General features: G+C 70.5%; 10 protein-coding genes and 1 pseudogene. 3 read left to right on the top strand and 8 right to left on the bottom strand.

Going from position 1 to position 19,845, the window contains the following annotated elements; translation table 11 throughout:
• Positions 1–7: 7 nt before the first annotated feature.
• From KGS77_RS07275 to KGS77_RS07290, 4 genes are all read right to left on the bottom strand, one after another.
• Positions 8–4,309: a type IIL restriction-modification enzyme MmeI gene (locus KGS77_RS07275; RefSeq protein ID WP_242579594.1), complete on the bottom strand. Its 4,302-nt coding sequence runs from the start codon at positions 4,307–4,309 to the stop codon at positions 8–10.
• Positions 4,306–7,620 (bottom strand): DISARM system SNF2-like helicase DrmD, encoded by a 3,315-nt coding sequence (drmD, locus tag KGS77_RS07280; protein ID WP_242579598.1) that lies wholly within the window; start codon positions 7,618–7,620, stop codon positions 4,306–4,308. The genes KGS77_RS07275 and drmD overlap by 4 nt, the downstream gene beginning before the upstream one ends.
• 202 nt (positions 7,621–7,822) lie before the next feature.
• A complete protein-coding gene (locus KGS77_RS07285) occupies positions 7,823–9,220 on the bottom strand; it encodes a serine/threonine-protein kinase (protein WP_242579600.1) in 1,398 nt (465 codons plus the stop codon).
• A gap of 175 nt (positions 9,221–9,395) precedes the next feature.
• Complete coding sequence (locus KGS77_RS07290; RefSeq protein WP_242579602.1) at positions 9,396–10,337, bottom strand: serine/threonine-protein kinase; 942 nt, start codon at positions 10,335–10,337, stop codon at positions 9,396–9,398.
• Positions 10,338–10,411: 74 nt separating this feature from the next.
• On the opposite strand from KGS77_RS07290, the gene KGS77_RS07295 reads away from it, so the two are divergent.
• Positions 10,412–12,574 (top strand): UvrD-helicase domain-containing protein, encoded by a 2,163-nt coding sequence (locus KGS77_RS07295; RefSeq protein ID WP_242579604.1) that lies wholly within the window; start codon positions 10,412–10,414, stop codon positions 12,572–12,574.
• A gap of 442 nt (positions 12,575–13,016) precedes the next feature.
• Here the strand turns inward: KGS77_RS07295 and msrB are convergent, their stop codons facing one another.
• The 4 genes and pseudogenes from msrB to KGS77_RS07315 all read right to left on the bottom strand — a co-directional run.
• Positions 13,017–13,424: a peptide-methionine (R)-S-oxide reductase MsrB gene (msrB, locus tag KGS77_RS07300; RefSeq protein ID WP_242579606.1), complete on the bottom strand. Its 408-nt coding sequence runs from the start codon at positions 13,422–13,424 to the stop codon at positions 13,017–13,019.
• A gap of 14 nt (positions 13,425–13,438) precedes the next feature.
• Positions 13,439–14,845 (bottom strand): UDP-N-acetylmuramate--L-alanine ligase, encoded by a 1,407-nt coding sequence (gene murC, locus KGS77_RS07305; RefSeq protein ID WP_242579607.1) that lies wholly within the window; start codon positions 14,843–14,845, stop codon positions 13,439–13,441.
• 231 nt (positions 14,846–15,076) lie between these two features.
• The gene (locus KGS77_RS07310) at positions 15,077–15,721 is read right to left on the bottom strand and encodes a response regulator transcription factor (RefSeq protein ID WP_242587336.1); all 645 of its coding nucleotides are present in this window, start codon (positions 15,719–15,721) and stop codon (positions 15,077–15,079) included.
• A gap of 119 nt (positions 15,722–15,840) precedes the next feature.
• Positions 15,841–16,998, bottom strand: a pseudogene (locus tag KGS77_RS07315) (sensor histidine kinase); the annotation flags it as partial.
• Between the two features lie 374 nt (positions 16,999–17,372).
• On the opposite strand from KGS77_RS07315, the gene KGS77_RS07320 reads away from it, so the two are divergent.
• Together KGS77_RS07320 and KGS77_RS07325 are read left to right on the top strand one after the other, a co-directional pair.
• On the top strand, positions 17,373–18,605 hold the full coding sequence (locus KGS77_RS07320) for an ABC transporter permease (protein WP_242579608.1): 1,233 nt from the start codon (positions 17,373–17,375) through the stop codon (positions 18,603–18,605).
• 248 nt (positions 18,606–18,853) lie between these two features.
• Positions 18,854–19,546 carry an ABC transporter ATP-binding protein gene (locus KGS77_RS07325; protein ID WP_242587337.1) on the top strand — a complete coding sequence of 231 codons (693 nt, stop codon included), beginning with the start codon at positions 18,854–18,856 and terminating at the stop codon, positions 19,544–19,546.
• The last annotated feature ends 299 nt before the right edge of the window (positions 19,547–19,845 follow it).

The raw sequence follows: 19,845 nt of genomic DNA on the forward strand, positions 1-19,845 counted from the left end.
CGTTGGGTCAGAAGATCGTGCCCTCGGGCTGGAAGAGCGAGCCGTCGTTGAAGTCGACCGCCTGGACCTCCTTGCCCTGTGCCTTCTTGCGGCGGGCCTCCTGAGAGGGCGGGGGCATGTCCGGGTGCTTCGCGGGCTTCTTGTGCAGGCCGAGGAAGACCTCGTCGGCGTAGGCCTGGTGGTTGAGCTGGCGTAGGCGGTCGATGATCTCGGTGCGGGCGAGCAGGCCGATGGTGTAACGGGGGCCCTGGTCGGTGTCGTGGAAGCCGTGGTCCAGCGGGACGCGCTCGTGCGTGGGGTCCGCCGGCTTGGTCGCCCCGGTCTCGTCCAGCAGGTCCAGCCAGCCGTAGGCCTCGATGGTGGCCTTGTCGATCTCCTCGTGGATACGGCGGAGTTCGATGATGTCGGCGTCCTGGCAGGTTTCGTCGTGGATAAGGTTGTAGGTGTCAGTGAGGCCGATGTTGCGGCGGAGCATCAGGTCTCGGCGGTAGGTGTCAAGGCTAGTTCCGGCGGTGCGGAGGCGGTCGGTAAGTGGGGGGCGGACGAGGGTTTCGAAGACGTCGCTGGGGGTGTACCGGATCCGTGTTTCCAATGTCGAGCAACGGTCGATTGTCCACCAGTAGTGCAGGGAACTGCTGAGGACAGCAAGAAGGGCGGCGTCATCAGACGCGAAGACACCCAGCATGTGGCTGAACACCTGCCCTGTCGGCACCATGACCGGCATCACAACCTTGCTGACCAGCGTGATGGCGATGCAGCGTTCAAGCGAACTGATGGCTTCCTGGAGCTCCGGGGCAGGCCGAGTAAACCGCCACCAGATCTCACGCCGCGACCTATCATTGTTTTGCGCTCGCTCCGGCTTCACATCTCGAATGACCTTCTCGTACGCCTTGGTGTATGTAGCAGCCTTGCTCTCAGGCCAGTTGTGGAAGTTGATGATCCACCGGTTAGTGCCGTGCCCGACGTTCTGATTGATGTCCTGACCGTTCAGGTAGGGAAACAGCACCTCCGCATACCGTTCGTCCTGAGCGATCCAATCCTTCGCCTCATTCTCCGGCAAAGTGAACCCCATACCGAGCACATAGGAACCGATGAAAGACGTACTCGCGTTCTGTGCCAGCGGCATCACCCAAGAGGTAATCCGAGTCCCCGGGTAGAGCGAAGTGGAGATTCCGTTGTGTACCACCTCATCATCGACCACGCACTCAGTCCCTTCCCCGAGGCGCGCCCGTGAAGTCCACACCGCGCAGTACTCCAAATTCGCCGATCGAGAAGGCCACTCCGCGCTCTTGATAGCCCGTCTGATCGCCACTCCGTCCCGCTCCAACTGATCAAGCCCGACCTCGCGAGTGTCCCCCTGCGCCAGCGTGTTCGTAGCAATCAGCCCCGTCTGGCCACCACCATTGAGCAACCCATGTACCCGAAGCTCAAAGTACGCCACAAGGTCAGCACTCCCCCGCTTACCCCTCGCAAGGAAATCGACCAGGTACTCCCGATACGCCTCCCCCAAAGCTCCCGTCAGCTTCTGCCCACCCAGAAACGGCGGATTCCCCACAATCGCATCAAACCCACCCCTCCCCGTAAACACCTCCGGAAACACCAAGGGCCAATGCAACGGCACCCGCTCCAGCCCGTCATCCGGCAACTCCGCCGCCAGCCACTCCCGAGCCGTTTCCCGAGCAACCCGCACCACATCCGCGTCGTCCCCGACGCCCTCCGCCACGACAGCCGCCGCCAGCTGGGCCGCGTACGGGAACAGGTCCCGCATCCGCTCCCCGCCCTCCGGCTCGTACCAAGGCACCCGCCCCGACGCGCACGTCCCCAACGCCGCCCCCGCCAGCAGGTCGCCGACCAAACGCAACCGCTTCGCGTGCTCGTTGACCAGGGCCAGCCGCTCACGCTTCTTCCGCAGCGCCTCCAGATCCACGCCCTTGATCGCCGTGATCGCAAGCCGCTCGCGGGTCAGCTCCTCGACCATGGCACGGGCCTTGCCCGTCCACTCGTCGGTCTGCCGCTGAGGCCGTAGGTGAAGCCCCTGGATCTGCTCCATGCTGGAAACACCCAGCAGCGAGTCCCCCGCCACCAACCGGTCGTCCAAAAACGTGAACGGCCGACTCGGATCCATGGACACCAGCCACAACGACAGCTTGGCCATCTCCACAGCCATCGGGTTGACATCCGCCCCGTACAGACAGTGCTCGATGACATCTCGCCGAGCCTCTATCACCACCGGATCCGACTCGGCATCCGAAGCCGTCACAGCATCAACGGCCCGCCTCTCCCGATACGCGACGGCACGCTCATCCCCCTCCCGAGCCCACGCCTCGATCAACCGATCCCCGAGGTAACGGCACGCCGCCACCAGGAACGCCGCCGACCCCATCGCGATGTCGGCGACCTTCAACTCAAGGATCTGCTCAGCGGACTTCGGCTTCCACTGCTTCTCATCAGCCGTCTGCAGCGGCCCCACCTCGTACATCAGCGGCTCCAGCGCATGCCGTACGACTTCCTCGGCCAGGAACCGCGGTGTGTAGTGCGTACCGGTGTTCTTACGAAGCACGGACTCGGTGACGAAGAGAGCCCCGGCCTGAATGACGACCGGCAGACCCCGCAGATCCATCCGAATGATCCGGAAGAACGGCATCAGACGAGCCGTCAGTCCGGCGTCCCGCGAGACAGCCTGGAGCAGCCGACGCGCCTCTTCCTCCTCCGCCGCGTCCTTGAACGGGGCCAACGCCTTCGCCAGCGCCGACTCAGAAGCCGGAGGCTTGGGCTCCTTCCACTTCGTGTGGATTTTCTTCGCGAGCCCCTTCACGTCCTTCGTCTGCGCCGCCAGCGTCTCCAACTCCCGCAGCGGTACCTCGTGCTCGCTGCCCCCGGGACCGATGAGGCCGACCATCGGCTCGACGGCGCGCTCACCGCCGTACGAGAGCAGACCCTCGTAGACATAGCCGATCTGCTCGACGTCCAGCGCGCGGAAGGACAGGGTCCGCACCTCGCGCTGTCGGCCGGTACCGACGTGGACCTCCTGCACCGACTGCAGCATGTGCAGCACCGTGCGGTCGTCGATGGGCAGCAGCGGGGAGCGGTCCTCCAGCCACGGGTACTTGCGCGGGTCGAAGAGCGAACCGTCGTAGGCGGGCAGCCGCAACTCAGGGTGGTCGACCCCGCCGTGCACCGCGTGGAACAGCGCGATCAGCCGGTGCCATGCCGACGTCGTGTGGTCCAGCGCGTCCTCGCCCTCGGCGTCCGCGCGCTTCTTCAGCTCGTCGCGCAGGAAGCGGGCGGAGTATGACTGCGCGTACACCGGGTTGTCGGCGGGCAGCAGGCCGCGTTCCTCCGCGAACAGCAGGAAGACGACCCGCATCATCACGGCGACCGCCGCCCGGTACACCTCGCCCGCGGAGACCTTCTCGGCCCGCAGCCCCGGCGCCCCGTGTTCCATCGCCCTGGCGTCGGCGCGGCCGATGGCGTCCACCAGCAGCTCCACCGCCTGCCGGACCTGGACGCCGAGCGCGTCGGTGACGTCGTCGCCCGCGGCGAGGCTCTTCTTCAGCAGGCCGAGGAGCGTCTCAGGCTCGTCGTAGGAGAAGAAGCGGGTGCGGGAGAGCAGCGACCGGAAGGCTCGTACGACGTCCCGCTCCGCCGCCTCTCCCCAGCCGATCGCGTCGAAGACGGCGGTCGTGGTGACGCCGCCGGCCGGTGCCCACACCAGGCACCACCAGCGGCCGTCGGTGGCCAGGCCGAGGGGGACGCCGTGGTAGCGGCAGAGGCGGGCGAGGCGGTCGGCGGGGGTGGCGGCCCAGTCGTCGCGCGTGGTGCGGGCCGTGGGGGGTGTGCCGGTGGGCAGGATCAGGCCGAGCAGGCGTACGCGCTTGGCGGCGGACTCGGCGTCCGGCTCGGTGGCCAGCGGTGCGCCGGGCTCCGCGAGGGCGAAGTCGGGACGTACGCGGGTGTCGTGCTCGGGCACGGGCAGGGCGAGGCGGTCCAGTGCCAGGTCCTCGTCCTCGCCCTGGCGCAGGGTGAGCGCGTCGCCCCAGCCGAGCAGGGTGCGCAGGACGTAGGCAATCCACTCGTCGCGGCCGGCGGTGGTGTCGGCCTGCCAGTCGGCGTGACGGGCGCGCAGCCGGGCCCGCTCGTCCTTTTCGAGGGCGTCGAGCTGCGGCCAGGCCTCCAGCAGAACCGGCATGGTCAGGAAGGGGCCGGAGACCTCGGTGAGGTCCAGCCACCGCTGGTGCTGGCCTCGGCCGTCGAGCGCCTTGGCGCGGGCGGCGGCGAGGCCCTTGGAGACGGCGGGGCGGCGGCTCATCGGCGGGCTTCCTTTGCGGGGATCACGAAGACGACGGCGGCGGGGAAGAGGTGGGGCCGGGGGTCGCGGTAGCGGTCGGCGATGCGGGCCAGTTCGCTGTCGCGTTCGGCGGGCAGGTTGTCCAGGCGCTGCTGCCAGCGCTCGCGGTCCTGCTGGTACTGGCGCTGCTCGGCGGTCGTTATCTCGTGGGCGCCGAACAGGGTCATCTGCGCGTCGTCGTCGCCCTCTTCCTTGAGCTTGGCGCGGCACTGAGCCTCGAAACGGTCCAGGGTGGCGGTGATGCGGCGCTCGTCCTCGGCCTGGCGCTCGATGAGCCGGTCGCGGAGCGAGTCGCCGCGCTCGCGGGCGCGGGCGGCGAGGGAGTCGTACAGCGGCTTCTCCAGTCGCGGTCGCCATGCCTCCGTGAGCTGGGCGCCCAGGTGGGAGGCGTCGGCACCCGCGTCCAGGGCGGCGGCCAGGACCTGTCCCTGGTCGTTGACGTTGTCCCAGCGGCGGAAGCGGCCGGTGTCGCCGAACCAGCCGCCCGCCCACAGGACCTCCTCGTGCAGCCGGGTGCCGTCCGCGCCGACCAGGACGTAGCGGGCGTAGGCGGAGACGAGGGTGGTCTCCAGGCGGGGGTCGTCGCTGACGACGGCGGTGACGCGGTGCAGGCCCACGGTGTCGGCGTTCCACACGGCGGCCGTCAGCAGCCGGGTGGACAGGGCTACGAGCGGGTGCTTGAGGTGGGCGAGGACGACGTCGTCACGGCCCTGGGCGGCGATCGCCGGGTCGAAGGTGACCGGGCGGCGCTCGCCCGGGCGAAGCTTGTGCGCCAGGCCGCGGGTGGCGCGTTCCCAGGTGCCGGCGAGCGGCGGGACCTCCCACAGCGGCTCCTCGAAGTCCTCGCTGTAGTACGGGGAGAGGGGGAGTTGGTGGCTGAGGCCGAGGGCGGTGTCTACGACCCGCTTGACGTTGGCCGGGGTCAGACCGAGGACGTCGACGGTGGTGTCGTACTGCTCGGCGAGACGTTTGGCCTGCGCGGTGACGTTCTGCTCGGCGGCGACGGTGCCGCCGGTGCGGCGGCCGGGAATGCGCTTGGCCTTGGCGTTCTCGATGTCCACGGGGTTGGTGTCACCGCTCATGCGGCGCTGGACCGCGTCGGCGAGGACGGCGTTGACCTCGCCGAGGTCCTGCGCGGTGACGGCGATCTTCTTGGCGACGCGGGAGAGGAACTCCAGGTCCGCCTCGTACGACCCGGCCTCGGCGTGCTGCCAGCCCGCGCCGATGAAGTGGCTGATCTCCACGTCGTGCCGCTGGCCCCAGCGGTCGACGCGGCCGATGCGCTGCTCCAGCTTGTTGGGGTTGAACGGAATGTCGTAGTTGACCAGCCGGTGGCAGTGCTTCTGTAGGTCGATGCCCTCGCCGGCGGCGTCGGTGGCGATCAGGATGCGGATGCGGCCCTCGTCCGTGGCGGGGTGGGCCTGGAAAGCGAGGCGGATGTCCTCGCGCTCCTCGGCGCTCATGCCGCCGTGCAGCTGGGCGACGCGGCCGCCGTCGGTAAGGCCTTCCTGGCGGAGCAGGTCGGTCAGCCAGCGCTGGGTGTCGCGGTACTCGGTGAAGATGACGACGCGCTCGTTGAGCCACTTGCCGTCGGCGAGGCAGATCGCCTTCAGGTCGCTGATCAGCCGCTCGGCCTTGGAGTCCGCCGCCGCCTCGTGGGTGAGCGCCCAGTCGCGCATGGCGCGCAGGAGTCTCAGCTCCTCGCCGTCCTCGTGCGGGGTGAGGCTGGTGGAGCGGGTGAGCGCGTCGTCCTCGGCGTCGGCGAGTTCGTCGTCGTCGAGTTCAGCGACGAACTCGGGGAACTCCTCCATCCAGTCGGGTACTTTGAGGGCGGCGGAGCGGGGACGGCCCTCGGTGTCCTCCAGGTGCGAGAGGTAGATCCCCACGGTGTGGAGGAAGGCGGCCGGGGAGGAGAACAGGCGCTTCTTCAGCAGCAGGGTCACCAGGTCGGCGGCGCGCCGCCCGCCGCGCGCCTTGGGTACCATGCGGCGCTTGCGCAGCTCGGCGAAGGCGGTGAGCAGAGCATGGACCTCGCGCTCCTCGGGCGTGTAGTCGACGGGGACCTCGCGGGTCTTGCGGGAGCGGAAGCGAGGGTTGCCGTGCCGGTCGGTGACCGACGACTTCAGACGCCGGACAACCGTCTCCTTGCGGGCCTGTTCGTCGGGTTCCATGCCGCGCGCGAACCGCTGGTTGTCGATGAGCTCCAGCAGGGCCGTGTACGACTCGGAGTAGCCGTTGTGCGGGGTGGCTGACAGGAACAGGCGGTGCTCGAAGTGCGGGACGAGCCGCCGGATCAGCTTGGTCTGCTGGGAGTCGACCGCGTAGACCTGCTTGGGGGCGGCGGGGGCGACGTGGTGCGCCTCGTCGAGGACGAGAAGGTCGAAGGCACGGCGAGCACCGGCTTCCGGCTGGGAGTCGTCGCCCGTCGGCAGCACCTCGTCGAGGAGGCGTTGTGCCTTCGGGCCACGCAGCCAGGGCAGGGAGACGATCGTCAGCGGGTGGACCCGGAAGGGGTTGGCGGCGGTGCCGTGGGTGCGGCGCAGGCGCCCGCAGGCCTCGGCGTCGACGATGGTGAAGTCCAGGCCGAACTTCTCCGCCATCTCGTCGCGCCATTTCAGGGTCAGACCGGCCGGACAGACGATCATGATGCGCTGGGCGCGACCGCGCAGCAGCAGCTCCTGGACCACTAGCCCCGCCTCGATGGTCTTGCCGAGGCCTACGTCGTCGGCGAGCAGGAGGTTGACGCGGGGTGCGCGTACGGCCCGGGCCACCGGCTCCAGCTGGTACGGCTCGACGGCGACACCGGAGCGGAACGGCGCCTGCAGGGTGCGTACGTCGGCGGAAGCGACGGCCGACCAGCGGACCGCGTCGAGGAACGCGGCGAGCCGGGAGGGGGCGTCGAAGCGGCCGGTGGAGGCGTCGGGCAGCGAGCCGCGGTCCAGTACGCGGCGGCCCGGCTCCACTTCCCAGATCACGGACAGGGTGTCGCCGAAGCGCCCGTCGGCGACGGACTCCAGGTGGATCAGGGTGGCGGTGCGCGCCGTCTCGGTGCCCTCCGCGGGCCCGATCTCGTCGTCTTCACTACGGGAGGACGGGGGATCGGCGTCTTCACGACGGGGGGACGACGGTTCATCGTCTTCACGCCTGGAAGACGACTCGACCCTGGCCACGACCCAGCTCTGGCCGCGCACCTCCACGAGGTCCCCCTCCGACGGAAGGCGCTGCGCCGATGCCGCTCCGCCCACCTCCGCACGCTCGCTGGTGCGCACCATCACCGATTCGCCTCGTCCCCGGTCTCGGATGAAGGGTGCCGACGGCCGACCCCCCGGCCCGGCGACACCCGATTCGACGCTGCCACATTACGCAATTACGCATTTCGGGCCTCCTGGCAGCCCCTGCTTGTACACAGCACATACGAGGTTACCTGTGAACTGAGTTCACTGTCACCCTCTTGGTGACGTTTCCCGTCTGAGTTCAGCCCGCGCCCAGCACCCGGTCCAGCCGGTGCAGTAACGCGGCAACCCGCCTGTGCCACTCGTGGCTGTCCGGCAGCACCTCCGCCTGACGGTCGCGCAGATCGGTCAGAAGATCGCGCGCCTCACCCGTACGCCCCATGCGCGCCCGCAGTTCCGCAACCCGGAACCGCGTATCGAAGGCCTCGACGCTGTTTACACCGAGGATCCGTTCCTGGACCGGGAGCAACCGCTCCAGGTCCGCCAGCGCCTCGGGGGTGCTGCCTAGTTCCGCCAGGCACGCGGCCACCCCCGCGCGGCATACCAGGACGTCCCGGTCGGTCTGCGGGCGGCTGCGCCGCAGTTGTGCTCCCAGGCGGTGGTATCCGTCGTACGCCTCCGAGAACCGCTCCTCGGCGAACAGCTCCCGGCACCGGCGCAGCCGGTCGGCCACGGGTGCCGAAGCGCCGGGCTCCGCGTACCCTCTGCGCGGCGGCGCCCCCTTACCGGGCGGCTGCTCGTCCCGCTGGGGAAGCGCAGGGCCGGCGGTGGGCCGCGAGCCGGACTGTTCTCCCGCCGGCGACGGTGCGAGGTGGCGCCGTACGACGGCGCGGACGCGGGCCGCAGTGGGGCGTTCCTCCGGCGACTTCGCCAGCAGGCCGTCCACCAGGGCGGCCAGACCCGCCGGGATTTCCTGGCGGTGCGTCGCCACCGGAGGCGGCGTATCCTGCACATGCCGGTACATCAGCGCCCATGGGGTGGGGGCGGTCAAAGGTGGTTCTCCGGTGAGCAGTTCGTACAGCAGGCAGCCCAGCGCGTACAGGTCACCGCTGGGCATCGCCGCCCCGCCCGTGGCCCGCTCGGGAGCGATGAACCCCGCGGTGCCAGGCAGATCGCCCGTGCCGGTGAGCACCGGCTCGCCCTCTTCAGGCTCGATCGCCGCCGCGATCCCGAAGTCCATCACCTTGGTCCTGCCGTCCAGGGTGAGCATCACGTTCGACGGCTTCAAGTCCCTGTGGACGATGCCGAGGCGGTGCGCGTGACTCAGCGCGTCGGCGACCTGGTCGGCGACGGAAGCGACGTCCGCGCAGGCGAAGCGGCCGCTCTTGCGCAGCAGCTCTCCGAGCGTGTGTCCCCGTACGAGCTCCATCACCAGGTAGAGGATCTCCGCGTCCCCCTGGCCGTCCCTCCCCCAGTCATGGACGGTGGGCACGGCCGGATGCTCGATACGAGCGGTGAGTCTGGCCTCCCGGGCGAAGCGCTCCTTCGCCTTCTCCCCGTGGAACGGCCCGTCGGCCAGCAGCCGCTTCACGGCGACATCCCGCTGCAGCCGCAGGTCACGGGCGCGCCATACCTCGCCCATGCCGCCCTGGCCGAGCTTGTCCACGAGGCGGTAGCGCCCGCCGATCGTCTCCCCCACCGCCGCTCCGTCCCTCACTGGTCGCCGCCTCATACTTGTCGCCCCACGCATTGTCACCCGGGCGCACACAGCGTGTCACAGCTCCGCGGGAATCACCGCAGGCCGGAGACACCGCAGGCCGAGGCATCCGCTCCGAGCCCGCATAAAATGCCCGTTTCTCACCGAAGACGCGCACTCACAGAGGGAACGGCGCCTGAGGCAGGAGGAACGGCCGCCGCGGATCCTCCGAGCCACAGCGCTCGCCTCCCTCCGCATTCCCCGGCTTCGGCAGCCATGGTCCGAGTGCCTGGTAGACCTCGGCAGCCGAACCCGGCCGATCCTGCCGCCTCTTGGCGAGCAACGCCGACACCAGTTCCTGCAGCGCGTCGGGCACCGTGACGCCCGCGCTCGCCAACGACGGCGGCTCCTGCGTCAGATGCCCGCCAAACACCTCCATCGGAACCTTCGAGGCGAACGGCGGCGCTCCGGCCAGCATGCCGTGCAGCAGACATCCGACGCTGTACAGGTCACTGCGGGCATCCAGCTCGACTGCACCCTCCAGCAGTTCGGGAGATGCATACATCAGGTTGCCGATCGTCTCGCCCGTGGCGGTCAACCGGGGCCCCGCCTCCGACATGAGCTTGACCAGGCCGAAGTCCAGTACCTTGACCACACCGTCGCGCCGGACCATCACGTTCTCCGGCTTCAGGTCACGGTGGACGAGTCCCGCGGCGTGAGCGGGCGCCAGGCCCGCACACATCTGCGCCGCCACCGCGGCGGCCGAGGCCAGGTCGAACACGATCCGCTCGCCGAGCAGCTCACCAAGCGTGGCCCCCTCGACGAGCTGCATCACCAGCCAGTGGATCTCCCCGTCGTCGCCGAAGTCCACACCGGCGTCGTGCACCGTGGCGACGTTGGCGCTGTCCAGCGCGGCCGCCGCCTTGGCCTCACGTTCGAAGCGCTTTCGAGCCCGCGCCATGTCGCCCGTCCCCGGGCTGAGCACCGCGAGCTTCACCGCCACCCGACGTCCCAGGTGGCGATCCCGCCCACGCCAGACCTGCCCCATGGCGCCATGCCCCAGCGGCACCTCGAGCTCGTAGCGGTCCCGCAGGGCGTCGCCCTTGCCGATCCGGCGCACTCTTCCGCTCCCCGGCCAGATGGTCAGTACAGTGACCGTCATTATCGGACAGACGAGGTGAGGATCCGGGGGCCATGGCGAAGCTCGGTATACACCGCGACTTTCTGATGGAATTCGCGGCGCTGGAGAAGCACGTGCAAAAGCGTGTCTTCGAGGTCTTCGAGAAGTTCGCCGCTGCCACACACGCGGGCCTTCACCTGGAGAAACTGACGTGTCAGCGCGACCCACGCCTGCGTACCATCCGTATCACCGACTTCTGGCGCGGTGTCGTCCTCAAGTCCGAAGAGGGTGACGGCTACCTGCTTCTGAAGGTGCTGCCCCACGACAAGGCCAACAACTGGGCGGAGCACCATCGCGCCTCGGTCAACGCCGCCAGCCAGGGCATCGAGATCCGCAACGACGTGGGGCTGGAGCGGGCGTCCTCCGAACTGCGCGCCGTGATCCGGCAGGACGACACCACGCGACTGTTCCCGGAGGCGACGCACCCGGACAAGGTGCTGCGCAGCCTCGGCATCGACGCGGAGATCATCCCCATCGTCCGGCTCATCCCCGACGAGGCCCACCTGGAGGCCCTGCACCGCGTCCTTCCCGAGCAGCAGTACGACGTCCTGCTCGGGCTGGCGACCGGAATGTCCCCGGAGGAAGTGGACCGCGAGGTGGTCCAGGTGTACGCGGCCGCCGCCGCTCGTGACACGACCGCCGCAGCGACCGACCCGCTGGCCACGGCCATGGCCCATGCCCGTGGCCGGATCGCCCTGGTCTCGGGAACGGACGAGCTGCGCGAGATCCTGGACCGGCCCTTCGATGCCTGGCGTGTTTTCCTGCATCCCAGCCAGTACCGGATCGCCTATCAGGAGTCGTACCGGGGCTCCGCCCAGGTCACCGGCGGCCCGGGCACCGGCAAGACCGTGGTGGCCCTGCACCGTGCCCTGCACCTGGCCCGCAGGCTGCCCGCCGACGCACCGGACGGCAGCATCCTTCTGACGACGTACACCCGGGCCCTCGCGGCCGAACTGGAGCGCTGCCTGGGCCTACTGATCCCGGACGAGCGTCTGCGGACGAAGATCACCGTAATCAATGTCGACGCGCTGGCCTACGACATCGTGCGGAACAGGCAAGGTGGCGGCCCCGTCAAGCTGGTCACCGATCAGAAGGAGATCACGGCGCGCTGGGCCCGTATCGCACGCAAGCTGGGACTGGAATTCGCCGACGTGTTCCTGGACCAAGAGTGGCGCCACGTCATCCTGGCCCAGGACCTGCGCAGCCCCGAGGCCTATCTCAAGGCCCCTCGCCCCGGACGCGGCACGGCATTGCCGCCCGTCCGACGGCTCCAGGCGTGGCGCGCCATCGAGGCGTTCGAGCAGCAGCTGCGGCAGTCCGGTGAACGCACCTTCCTGCAGATCTGCGCGGAAGCGGCGAGCCTCCTGGCCGAGCAGGACGAGCCACGGTTCCGACATGTGATCGTCGACGAAGCCCAGGACCTCCATCCGGCCCAGTGGCGCTTCCTGCGCGCGCTCGTGCCAGAAGGTCGCGAGGACCTGTTCATCGCGGGCGACAGCCACCAGCGCATCTACGGCAACAAGGTGTCCCTGCGCTCACTGGGCATCGCCGTCACAGGGCGTTCCCACCGGCTGCGCATCAACTACCGCACCACACACGAGATCCTGGCCTGGTCGTCCGCCCTGCTCACGGGGACGCCGGTCGACTCGGCCGACAGCAATTCCTCGCTGACCGGTTACCGTTCCACCCTGCACGGCCGCCGGCCTGCCTATGTGCGTCACTCGTCCAAAACCGACGAACTCTCCGCCGCCGTCGCCCGGGTCACGGAGTGGACGGCGGCAGGTGTGGCCCCCGAGGACATAGCCGTGGCGGCGCGCTTCATCCAGCTGGGCCGGGACGCCGCGAACGCGCTGGAACGCGCCGGTCACGCCACCCGCATCCTGGGGAACTCCGCGCCCGGGCCAGGCGTGCGCATCGCGACCATGCACCGCATGAAAGGCCTGGAGTTCCGCTGCGTCGTCGTCCTCGGCGCGAGCGAGGGCATCCTGCCGATGCGTGCCGCCATCACCCCTGTCGACATCGATCCGCAACAGCACCAAGAAGACATCAACACCGAGCTGAGTCTCCTCTTCGTGGCCTGCACCCGCGCCCGGGAGGACCTCCTCGTCTCCTGCCACGGCGTTCCGAGCCCGTTCCTGGCACCGGTCGCCGAGGACAGGCGAGGGCACACGGGGTGACCACTGCTGCCCTGCGAAGAAGCGTCAGCTCGACGAGCGAGTCCCGGCAACCGGGAGTGCGACGGGCCAAAGGTCCATCATGATGGTGGGCATCACGTGCCGCTCGACCGAGAGCGGATAACCGCACGGTCGATCATCTCGTGCCCGGGGTGACCACGGTGGTTCCCCACGCTGCGCTGCACTCGCGCGGTACCCCGCCTGACGAGCCGAGTCACGCCCCACCAGCCGATCCCCCCTTGCACAACCGTTGCACAATCACGCGGGAACTCCCGGGAACCCGCAGGTAGAAGCGGGAACCCCCACCCAACGAAAAACGGCCCTGCCCCAGAGATAACCCCAGGTCAGGGCCATGTAAGCAGACTAGTCGGGCTATACTCCGGGAACTGTTCCGTCCGTGGCCAATCAGGCTGCCAGGTAGATACCCGAGCTCACCGCTCGCACCTCACTCCTCGTTCGGCGTCAACCGCAACGAGATCGAGTTGATGCAGTATCGCTGATCCGTAGGCGTCGGATACCCCTCGCCCTCAAACACATGCCCAAGGTGGGAGCCGCAGCGGGCGCAGCGGACCTCGGTGCGGACCATGCCGTGTGAGCGGTCCTCCAGCAGTTCCACGGCGTCGGAGTCCTTCGGGTCGTAGAAGGACGGCCAGCCGCAGTGGCTCTCGAACTTGGTGTCGGAGCGGAAGAGTTCGGCTCCGCAGGCGCGGCAGGAGTAGACGCCGGCGGTCTTGGTGTCGGTGTATTCACCCACGAAGGCCGGTTCGGTGCCGGCCTGGCGCAGGACGTGGTACTCCTGCGGGGTCAGCTCCGCGCGCCACTGCTCGTCCGGCTTGTCGATCTCGTACGACATGTGCGCCTCTCTCGTCAGCTCTCCAGGCGGGCCAGGCGGTCCAGGACGGCGGGACCGAGGTCGGTCACGTCGCCTGCGCCCATGGTGAGAACAAGGTCCCCGGGCTTGGCCATTCCGGCGATGACCTCCGGGATCGCCGCCGTGTCGTGCTCGGCGGCCACCTCGGCGCCCGCGTTCCGCGCCGCGTCGATGATCAGCTCGCTGGTGACGCCCGGGATGGGGTCCTCGCGGGCCGGGTAGATGTCCAGGACCACGCAGCCGTCGGCGAGCGCCAGGGCCTGGCCCATTTCGGTGCCCAGTTCCTGCGTACGGGAGTAGAGGTGCGGCTGGAAGACGACCAGCACGCGCGAGCCCTGGGCGGCGCCGCGGATGGCCTCCAGGTCGGCGGTCATCTCGGTGGGGTGGTGGGCGTAGGAGTCGATGACCTGGACGCCGGCCGCCTCGCCCTTGAGCTGGAGGCGGCGCTTGACGCCGGTGTACGTGCCGAGCGCGGAGGCCAGGTCGTGCGGGGGCAGGCCCATGGCGATACCGGCGGCGAGTGCCGCGACGGCGTTGTGGGCGTAGTGCCGGCCGGGCACCGAGACGGTGAAGGTGAGGTTCTCGCCGTTGCGGAGGGCGACGGTGACCTCGCTGGTCAGGCCGTGCGGGTCGACCTTGAGCACACGGATGTCGGCGTCCGGGGACTCGCCGTAGGTGACGACCTCGATGTCGTGGCGGCCGGCCACGCGGGTGGTCAGCTCGCGGGCGCCTGCCTGGTCGGCGGCGATCACGAGCGTGCCGCCGGGCCTGATGCGCGCGACGAAGGTCTCGAAGGAGTCGTAGATCTCCTCCATCGAGGCGTAGTTGGCGTGGTGGTCCAGCTCCACGTTGAGGACGATGGCGACCTCGGGGGCGTATTTGTGGAAGCTGCGGTCGCTCTCGTCGGCCTCGGCCACGAAGATCTCGCCGGTGCCGTGCTCGGCGTTGGAGCCGGGGGCGTCCAGGTCGCCTCCGATGGCGTACGACGGTGCCAGGCCGAGCGAGCCGAGGGAGACGGCCAGCATGGAGGTGGTGGTGGTCTTGCCGTGGGTGCCCGCGACGGCGAGCGGGCGCAGGCCCTCCATGAGGGACGCCAGAGCGTCGGAGCGGTGCACGACGGGCACGCCGCGCTCCTGGGCGGCCACCAGCTCCGGGTTGTCCGCGCGGATGGCGGAGGAGACCACGACGCCGGTGGCGTCGTGGGCGAGGTGGGCGGCGTCGTGGCCGATGTGGACCGTGGCGCCGAGGGCGCGCAGGGCCCGGGCGGTCGGCGAGTCCTTGGCGTCGCTGCCCGCGACCCGGGCGCCGCGCTGCGTGAGGATCTTCGCGATGCCCGACATGCCGGCTCCGCCGATGCCGATGAAGTGCGGTCGGTCCATCGAGGCTGGGATGGCGGGTGCCATGCGGGGTCTCCTGATCGTCGCGTGCGGTCGTACCGTGGCTGGAACGTCCTCACCGGAGGCGGGAGACGTCCCTTCCGTGGTCGGGACGTCCGTGCCGTGGCTGGGACGTCGCGGACGATTCTCGCACCCGCCACTGACAGTGGTGACCGCGGTGGATCGGGTGACGGGGAGGGATGGGGGCATGGGGGGCGGCCCGGGGCCGGCCGGTGGCAGTGGCGGTCGCGGTGGCGGTCAGCGGCGGATCAGGCCGCGGGCGGTGGCCGCGGCGACGGCGGACGTACGGGAGTCGACGCCCAGCTTGGCGTAAATGTGGACGAGGTGGGACTTGACGGTGGCCTGGCTGAGGAAGAGCCGCTTGCTGATCAGCGCGTTGGACAGGCCGTCGGCGACGAGTTGCAGGACCTCGGTCTCCCGGCGGGACAGGGCGGTGGCGGGGGCGCGTACCCGGTCCATCAGGCGCAGGGCGATGGTCGGCGCGAGCGCGGACTTCCCGGCGGCGGCGGTCCGTACGGCCGCGGCCAGTTCCTCGGGCGGGGCGTCCTTGAGGAGGTAACCGGTGGCGCCGGCCTCGATGGCGGCGAGGATGTCGGCGTCGGTGTCGTACGTGGTCAGCACCAGGACCCGCGGCGCGCCTTCGCGGGCGGTGATGGCGGCGGTGGCCTGCGAGCCGAGCATCCGGCCCCCGAACTGGAGGTCCATCAGGACGACGTCGACGGCGACGTCCGGCCGGGCGGCGAGGGCGACGGCCTCCTCGGCGGTGGGCACGTCGGCGACCACCTCGAAGCCCGGCTCGGTCTCCAGTACGGCGCGCAGCCCGGCCCGTACGACGGGGTGGTCGTCGGCGAGGAGGAGGCGGACGGCGGGGGCCGGGCCCAGGGGCGCGGGATGTGTTCCGGGTGTGGGAGACGTGGAACGCGTTTCAGGTGTGGGAGTCACGGGGCGCTTTTCAGGTGTTCCGGTGGGGTCGGTCATCCGATGGCCTGGTCGGGAGTCGGTCATGCGATGGCCTGGTCAGGAGGGGAAGGGGGTTCGGGCGAGGGTACTGCGGGAGGTGGAGGACTGGGGGACGCGTCCGTAGTGAGCGGGCCGGTGTGCGCCGGGTACGGCAGGGTGACGGCGACGGCGGTGCCCTCGCCGGGCGCGGACTCCACGACGAAGGTGCCGTGCAGCGCGCGGGCCCGGGCCCGCATCGCGGCCAGCCCGAAGCCGGAGCCCGCGGGCCCCTCGCCCGGCGCCGGCGTCCGGGACGGATCGAATCCCGCGCCGTCGTCCACGACGTCCAAGGCGACCTCGGTGTCCATGTAGCTCAAGGTCAGCTCGGCGCGGCCGGCCCGGGCGTGCCGCACGGTGTTGGCGAGCGCGGACTGCGCGATGCGCAGCAGGGCGACTTCGTGCGGGGTGGACAGTTCGGCGGGGGCGCCGGAGACATGGCAGTGCACGGCCAGTCCGGAGGACCGGGCCGTGGTGGCGCACAGCCGCTCCAGGGCGGCGGGCAGCGACCCGGCCTCCAGGTCGGGCGGGCTCAGTGCCCGTACGAACCGGCGGGCCTCGGCGAGGTTGTCCGCAGCGGTCCGCCGGGCGTGCCGGACGTGGCCCAGGGCCGCCTCCGAACGGTCCGGCAGGGCCCGCTCCGCGGCTCTGAGCAGGAGCTGGATGCTGGAGAGGCCCTGCGCGAGGGTGTCGTGGATCTCCCGGGCGAGCCGTTCGCGCTCGGCGAGCACTCCGGCGGCACGCTCGGCGGTGGCCAACTCGCTGCGGGCCGCGGTCAGCTCCTCTATGAGACGGCGGCGCTGCTCGCTCTCCCTGTAGAGCGCCTGGTAGCCGAGGACGACGGCGACGGCGACGGCGGCGCCCAGTACGGGCCCGACGACCATGCCGACGCCTGCCGTACGGGCGTGCAGACCGAACCCGGCGACGGCGGCGGCCGTGGTGACCGTGACGGCCGCCAGCGCCCGGCGCAGCGGGAGAAGGTGCAACTGGACGAAGAACAGCGGGAAGGCCAGCCAGACACCGTCGGGCGTCAGGGCGAGCAGGACCGCCCACACCACCATGACCGCCGTCAGCCACAGCCCGGCGGCCGACGTGGAGGACCGTACCCGGGAGACCGCCGGGCCGACGGCGTAGACGCCGAGCATGAGGAGGGCGACGACGACGGTGGCGGCGGCCGGCGCCTGTCCCCCGTACGGCCGGTGAAGCCGAGGGGACCGGCGGGGTCGAGAGGGCCGGCAGGGACGGCCCGGCCCGCCAGGGCCCGTACGACGACGAGCGCCAGCAGGGCGAGAACCATCAGGTGCAGGCAGACACGCAGCACCCGCAGGGCGGGGGTCAGGGTGTGTGGAGTCACGGCTTGTCCAGGCTAGGCGTCCGGCCCGGTCGCGGCATCAATCGAAAGGTGTAGGGAAGGGACCGCCTTTCGATACCTACGACACCCTCCATCGGCAGATGCGGTGACCCGCTGCTTCACGCGACGGTGGGTCCGGTCGCCGGGCACCGGGCCCGGCGCAGCACCGAGGGATGGCCGAGGACTGTGTTCGTCGCCTGGAGAGACCTGCGATTCGCCAAGGGCAGATTCGCCCTCATGGGGACCGTGATCGTGCTGATCACGGTGCTGGTCGGGCTGCTGTCCGGGCTGACGGCGGGGCTGGGCCGGGAGAACACCTCCGCGCTCACCGGGCTGCCCGTCGGCCATCTGGCCTTCGCCGCTCCCGCCCAGGGCGCCGACGTCTCCTTCACCGACTCGCGCGTCCAGGAGAAGACCTGGCGGGCGTGGGCCCGGGTGCCGGGCGTCCAGGCCGCGGAGCCGCTGGGGATCACCACGGTGAAGGCCGAGGCGGCGGGGGACGCGAAGGCGGAAACGGAGGCGGGGGCGGGGACGAGGGCAGGCGCCGGATCACAGGCCGGTAGGGGGACGGGGGCCGGTACGGAGCCGAAGGACGGGGCGGGGTCGAAGGACGGGGCGGGGCCGGGGCCGAGGACTGCCGCGTTGTCCGCGTTCGGCGTCCGGCCGGGTTCGGGCCTCGCGCCGACGGGGACGAAGGTCGCGGACGGCAGCGCCGTACTGTCCGTGAAGGCCGCCGACAAGCTGGGGGTACGGCCCGGCGACACCCTCACCCTCGCCGGGCGGAGGCTGCGGGCCGCGGCGATATCGGGGTCGGCGATGTACAGCCATACGCCGGTGATCTGGACCTCCCTTCAGGACTGGCAGCATCTGGCCGGCAGCGGAGGTCCGGACACCGCCACGGTGATCGCGTTGCGTACGGCGCCGGGCGCCTCCTCGGGCGCTTCGGGCACCGCCGCGCTCGCCGCCGCCGACCGGAAGCTGGGCACCAGGACCGTCACCACCGAGGACGCCCTGAAGGCCATCGGGTCCTTCACCGCCGAGAACGGCTCGCTGCAATTGATGCGCGGCTTCCTCTTCGCGATATCCGCGCTGGTCATCGGTGCATTCTTCACGGTCTGGACGATCCAGCGCGGCGGCGACGTGGCAGTCCTCAAGGCGCTCGGCGCCTCGACCCGGTACCTGCTGCGGGACGCGCTCGGCCAGGCGGTGCTGCTGCTCGTGGCCGGTACGGGCCTGGGCACCGCGATCGCGGCCTCGGTGGGAGCGGTGGTGGGCGGCACCGTCCCCTTCGTCCTGGAACCGGCGACCGTTCTGATACCGGCTCTGATCATGATCGCGCTGGGGGCGGCCGGCGCCGCGCTGTCCATCCGCCGCATCACGTCCGTGGACCCGCTGACCGCGCTGGGAAGTGCCCGATGACCTGGAAGACCGTAATGACGCCCAAGAGGTCCAAGACGTCCAAGACGTCCAAGACGTCCAAGACGTCGAGGACTCCGGCAGCGCCGAAGACCCTGGAGACACCGGAGACTCCGAGAACACCGGAGACTGCGAAATCGCCGAGGACTTCGGAATCGCCGACGCCCTCCGCGACGCCGCAGGCTCACAGGACGCCCGGCTCCGGGCCCGGCCGCCTCGTTCCGGCCCCCGGTCCGGGCCCGCGCCCCGGCCTGGAGCTGGCCGGGGTCACCCTCACCTACCCCGACGGCGCCGGCCGTCTGACCGCACTGGACGACATCAGTCTCCGGGTGCCCGCCGGGACACTGACCGCCGTGGTCGGACCGTCCGGCTCCGGCAAGTCCAGCCTGCTAGCGGTGGCCGCGGCCCTGATCACCCCGGACCGCGGCCGGGTGATCATCGACGGCCGGGACACCGGCGGAATGAGCCGGCGGGAGCTGACCGCACTGCGCCGTACGAGGATCGGTACGGTCTTCCAGCAGCCCAACCTGCTGCCGTCCCTGACGGCCGCCGAGCAGCTCCAGACGATGGCGCACCTGGACGGCCGCTCACCGCGCGGAGCCCGGCCGCGCGCCCTGGAACTGCTGGCCGCGGTGGGCCTGGCCGACCAGGCGGACCGCCGACCGCACCAGCTCTCGGGCGGCCAGCGGCAGCGTGTGAACATCGCACGGGCGCTGATGAACGAGCCGGCCGTACTACTGGTCGACGAGCCGACGAGCGCGCTGGACCACGAGCGGGGCGCCGCGGTCCTGGATCTGCTGGTCACCCTCACCCGGCGCGGCGCCACCGCCACGGTCCTGGTCACCCACGATCCGGCGCATCTGGACGCCGTGGACGAGATGGCCGAGGTCCGGGACGGGCGGCTGGTCTCCCGGAGCGGCCCCCGGGAAACGCCGGCCCTGTGAAGCGGGACGGGTGGGACGGGCGGGACGGGCGGACCGTGGGGCCCGGCGCATCCGGAGGTCCGGCGCGCCCGGAGCCCGGTACGTCCGGGATGCCTGGCGTATCGGGGGCCTGGTGCACCTGGAATGTCCGGCGCATCGCGGGGCCTGGCGCATCCCGGGTCCGGCATATCCGCAGGGGCTGGGCTGGTACGTGGAACCGGGCCGGTACGGTCTGGAGCCGGGGGCGTTCCGCAGTCTGGCCGGGAGTGAGCACGAACGACAGCGGCAGCCCGGCGTGTCAACCGCAGCGTGAATCGTCG

The organism is Streptomyces sp. MST-110588 (assembly GCF_022695595.1).
In the GTDB taxonomy this organism is placed as follows: Bacteria; Actinomycetota; Actinomycetes; order Streptomycetales; family Streptomycetaceae; genus Streptomyces.

Coding starts and splice junctions, on each gene's coding strand:
- KGS77_RS07295 (WP_242579604.1), top strand. CDS start 10,412: ATGGCGAAGCTCGGTATACACCGCGACTTTCTGATGGAATTCGCGGCG.
- msrB (WP_242579606.1), bottom strand. CDS start 13,424: ATGTCGTACGAGATCGACAAGCCGGACGAGCAGTGGCGCGCGGAGCTG.
- drmD (WP_242579598.1), bottom strand. CDS start 7,620: ATGGTGCGCACCAGCGAGCGTGCGGAGGTGGGCGGAGCGGCATCGGCG.
- murC (WP_242579607.1), bottom strand. CDS start 14,845: ATGGCACCCGCCATCCCAGCCTCGATGGACCGACCGCACTTCATCGGC.
- KGS77_RS07275 (WP_242579594.1), bottom strand. CDS start 4,309: ATGAGCCGCCGCCCCGCCGTCTCCAAGGGCCTCGCCGCCGCCCGCGCC.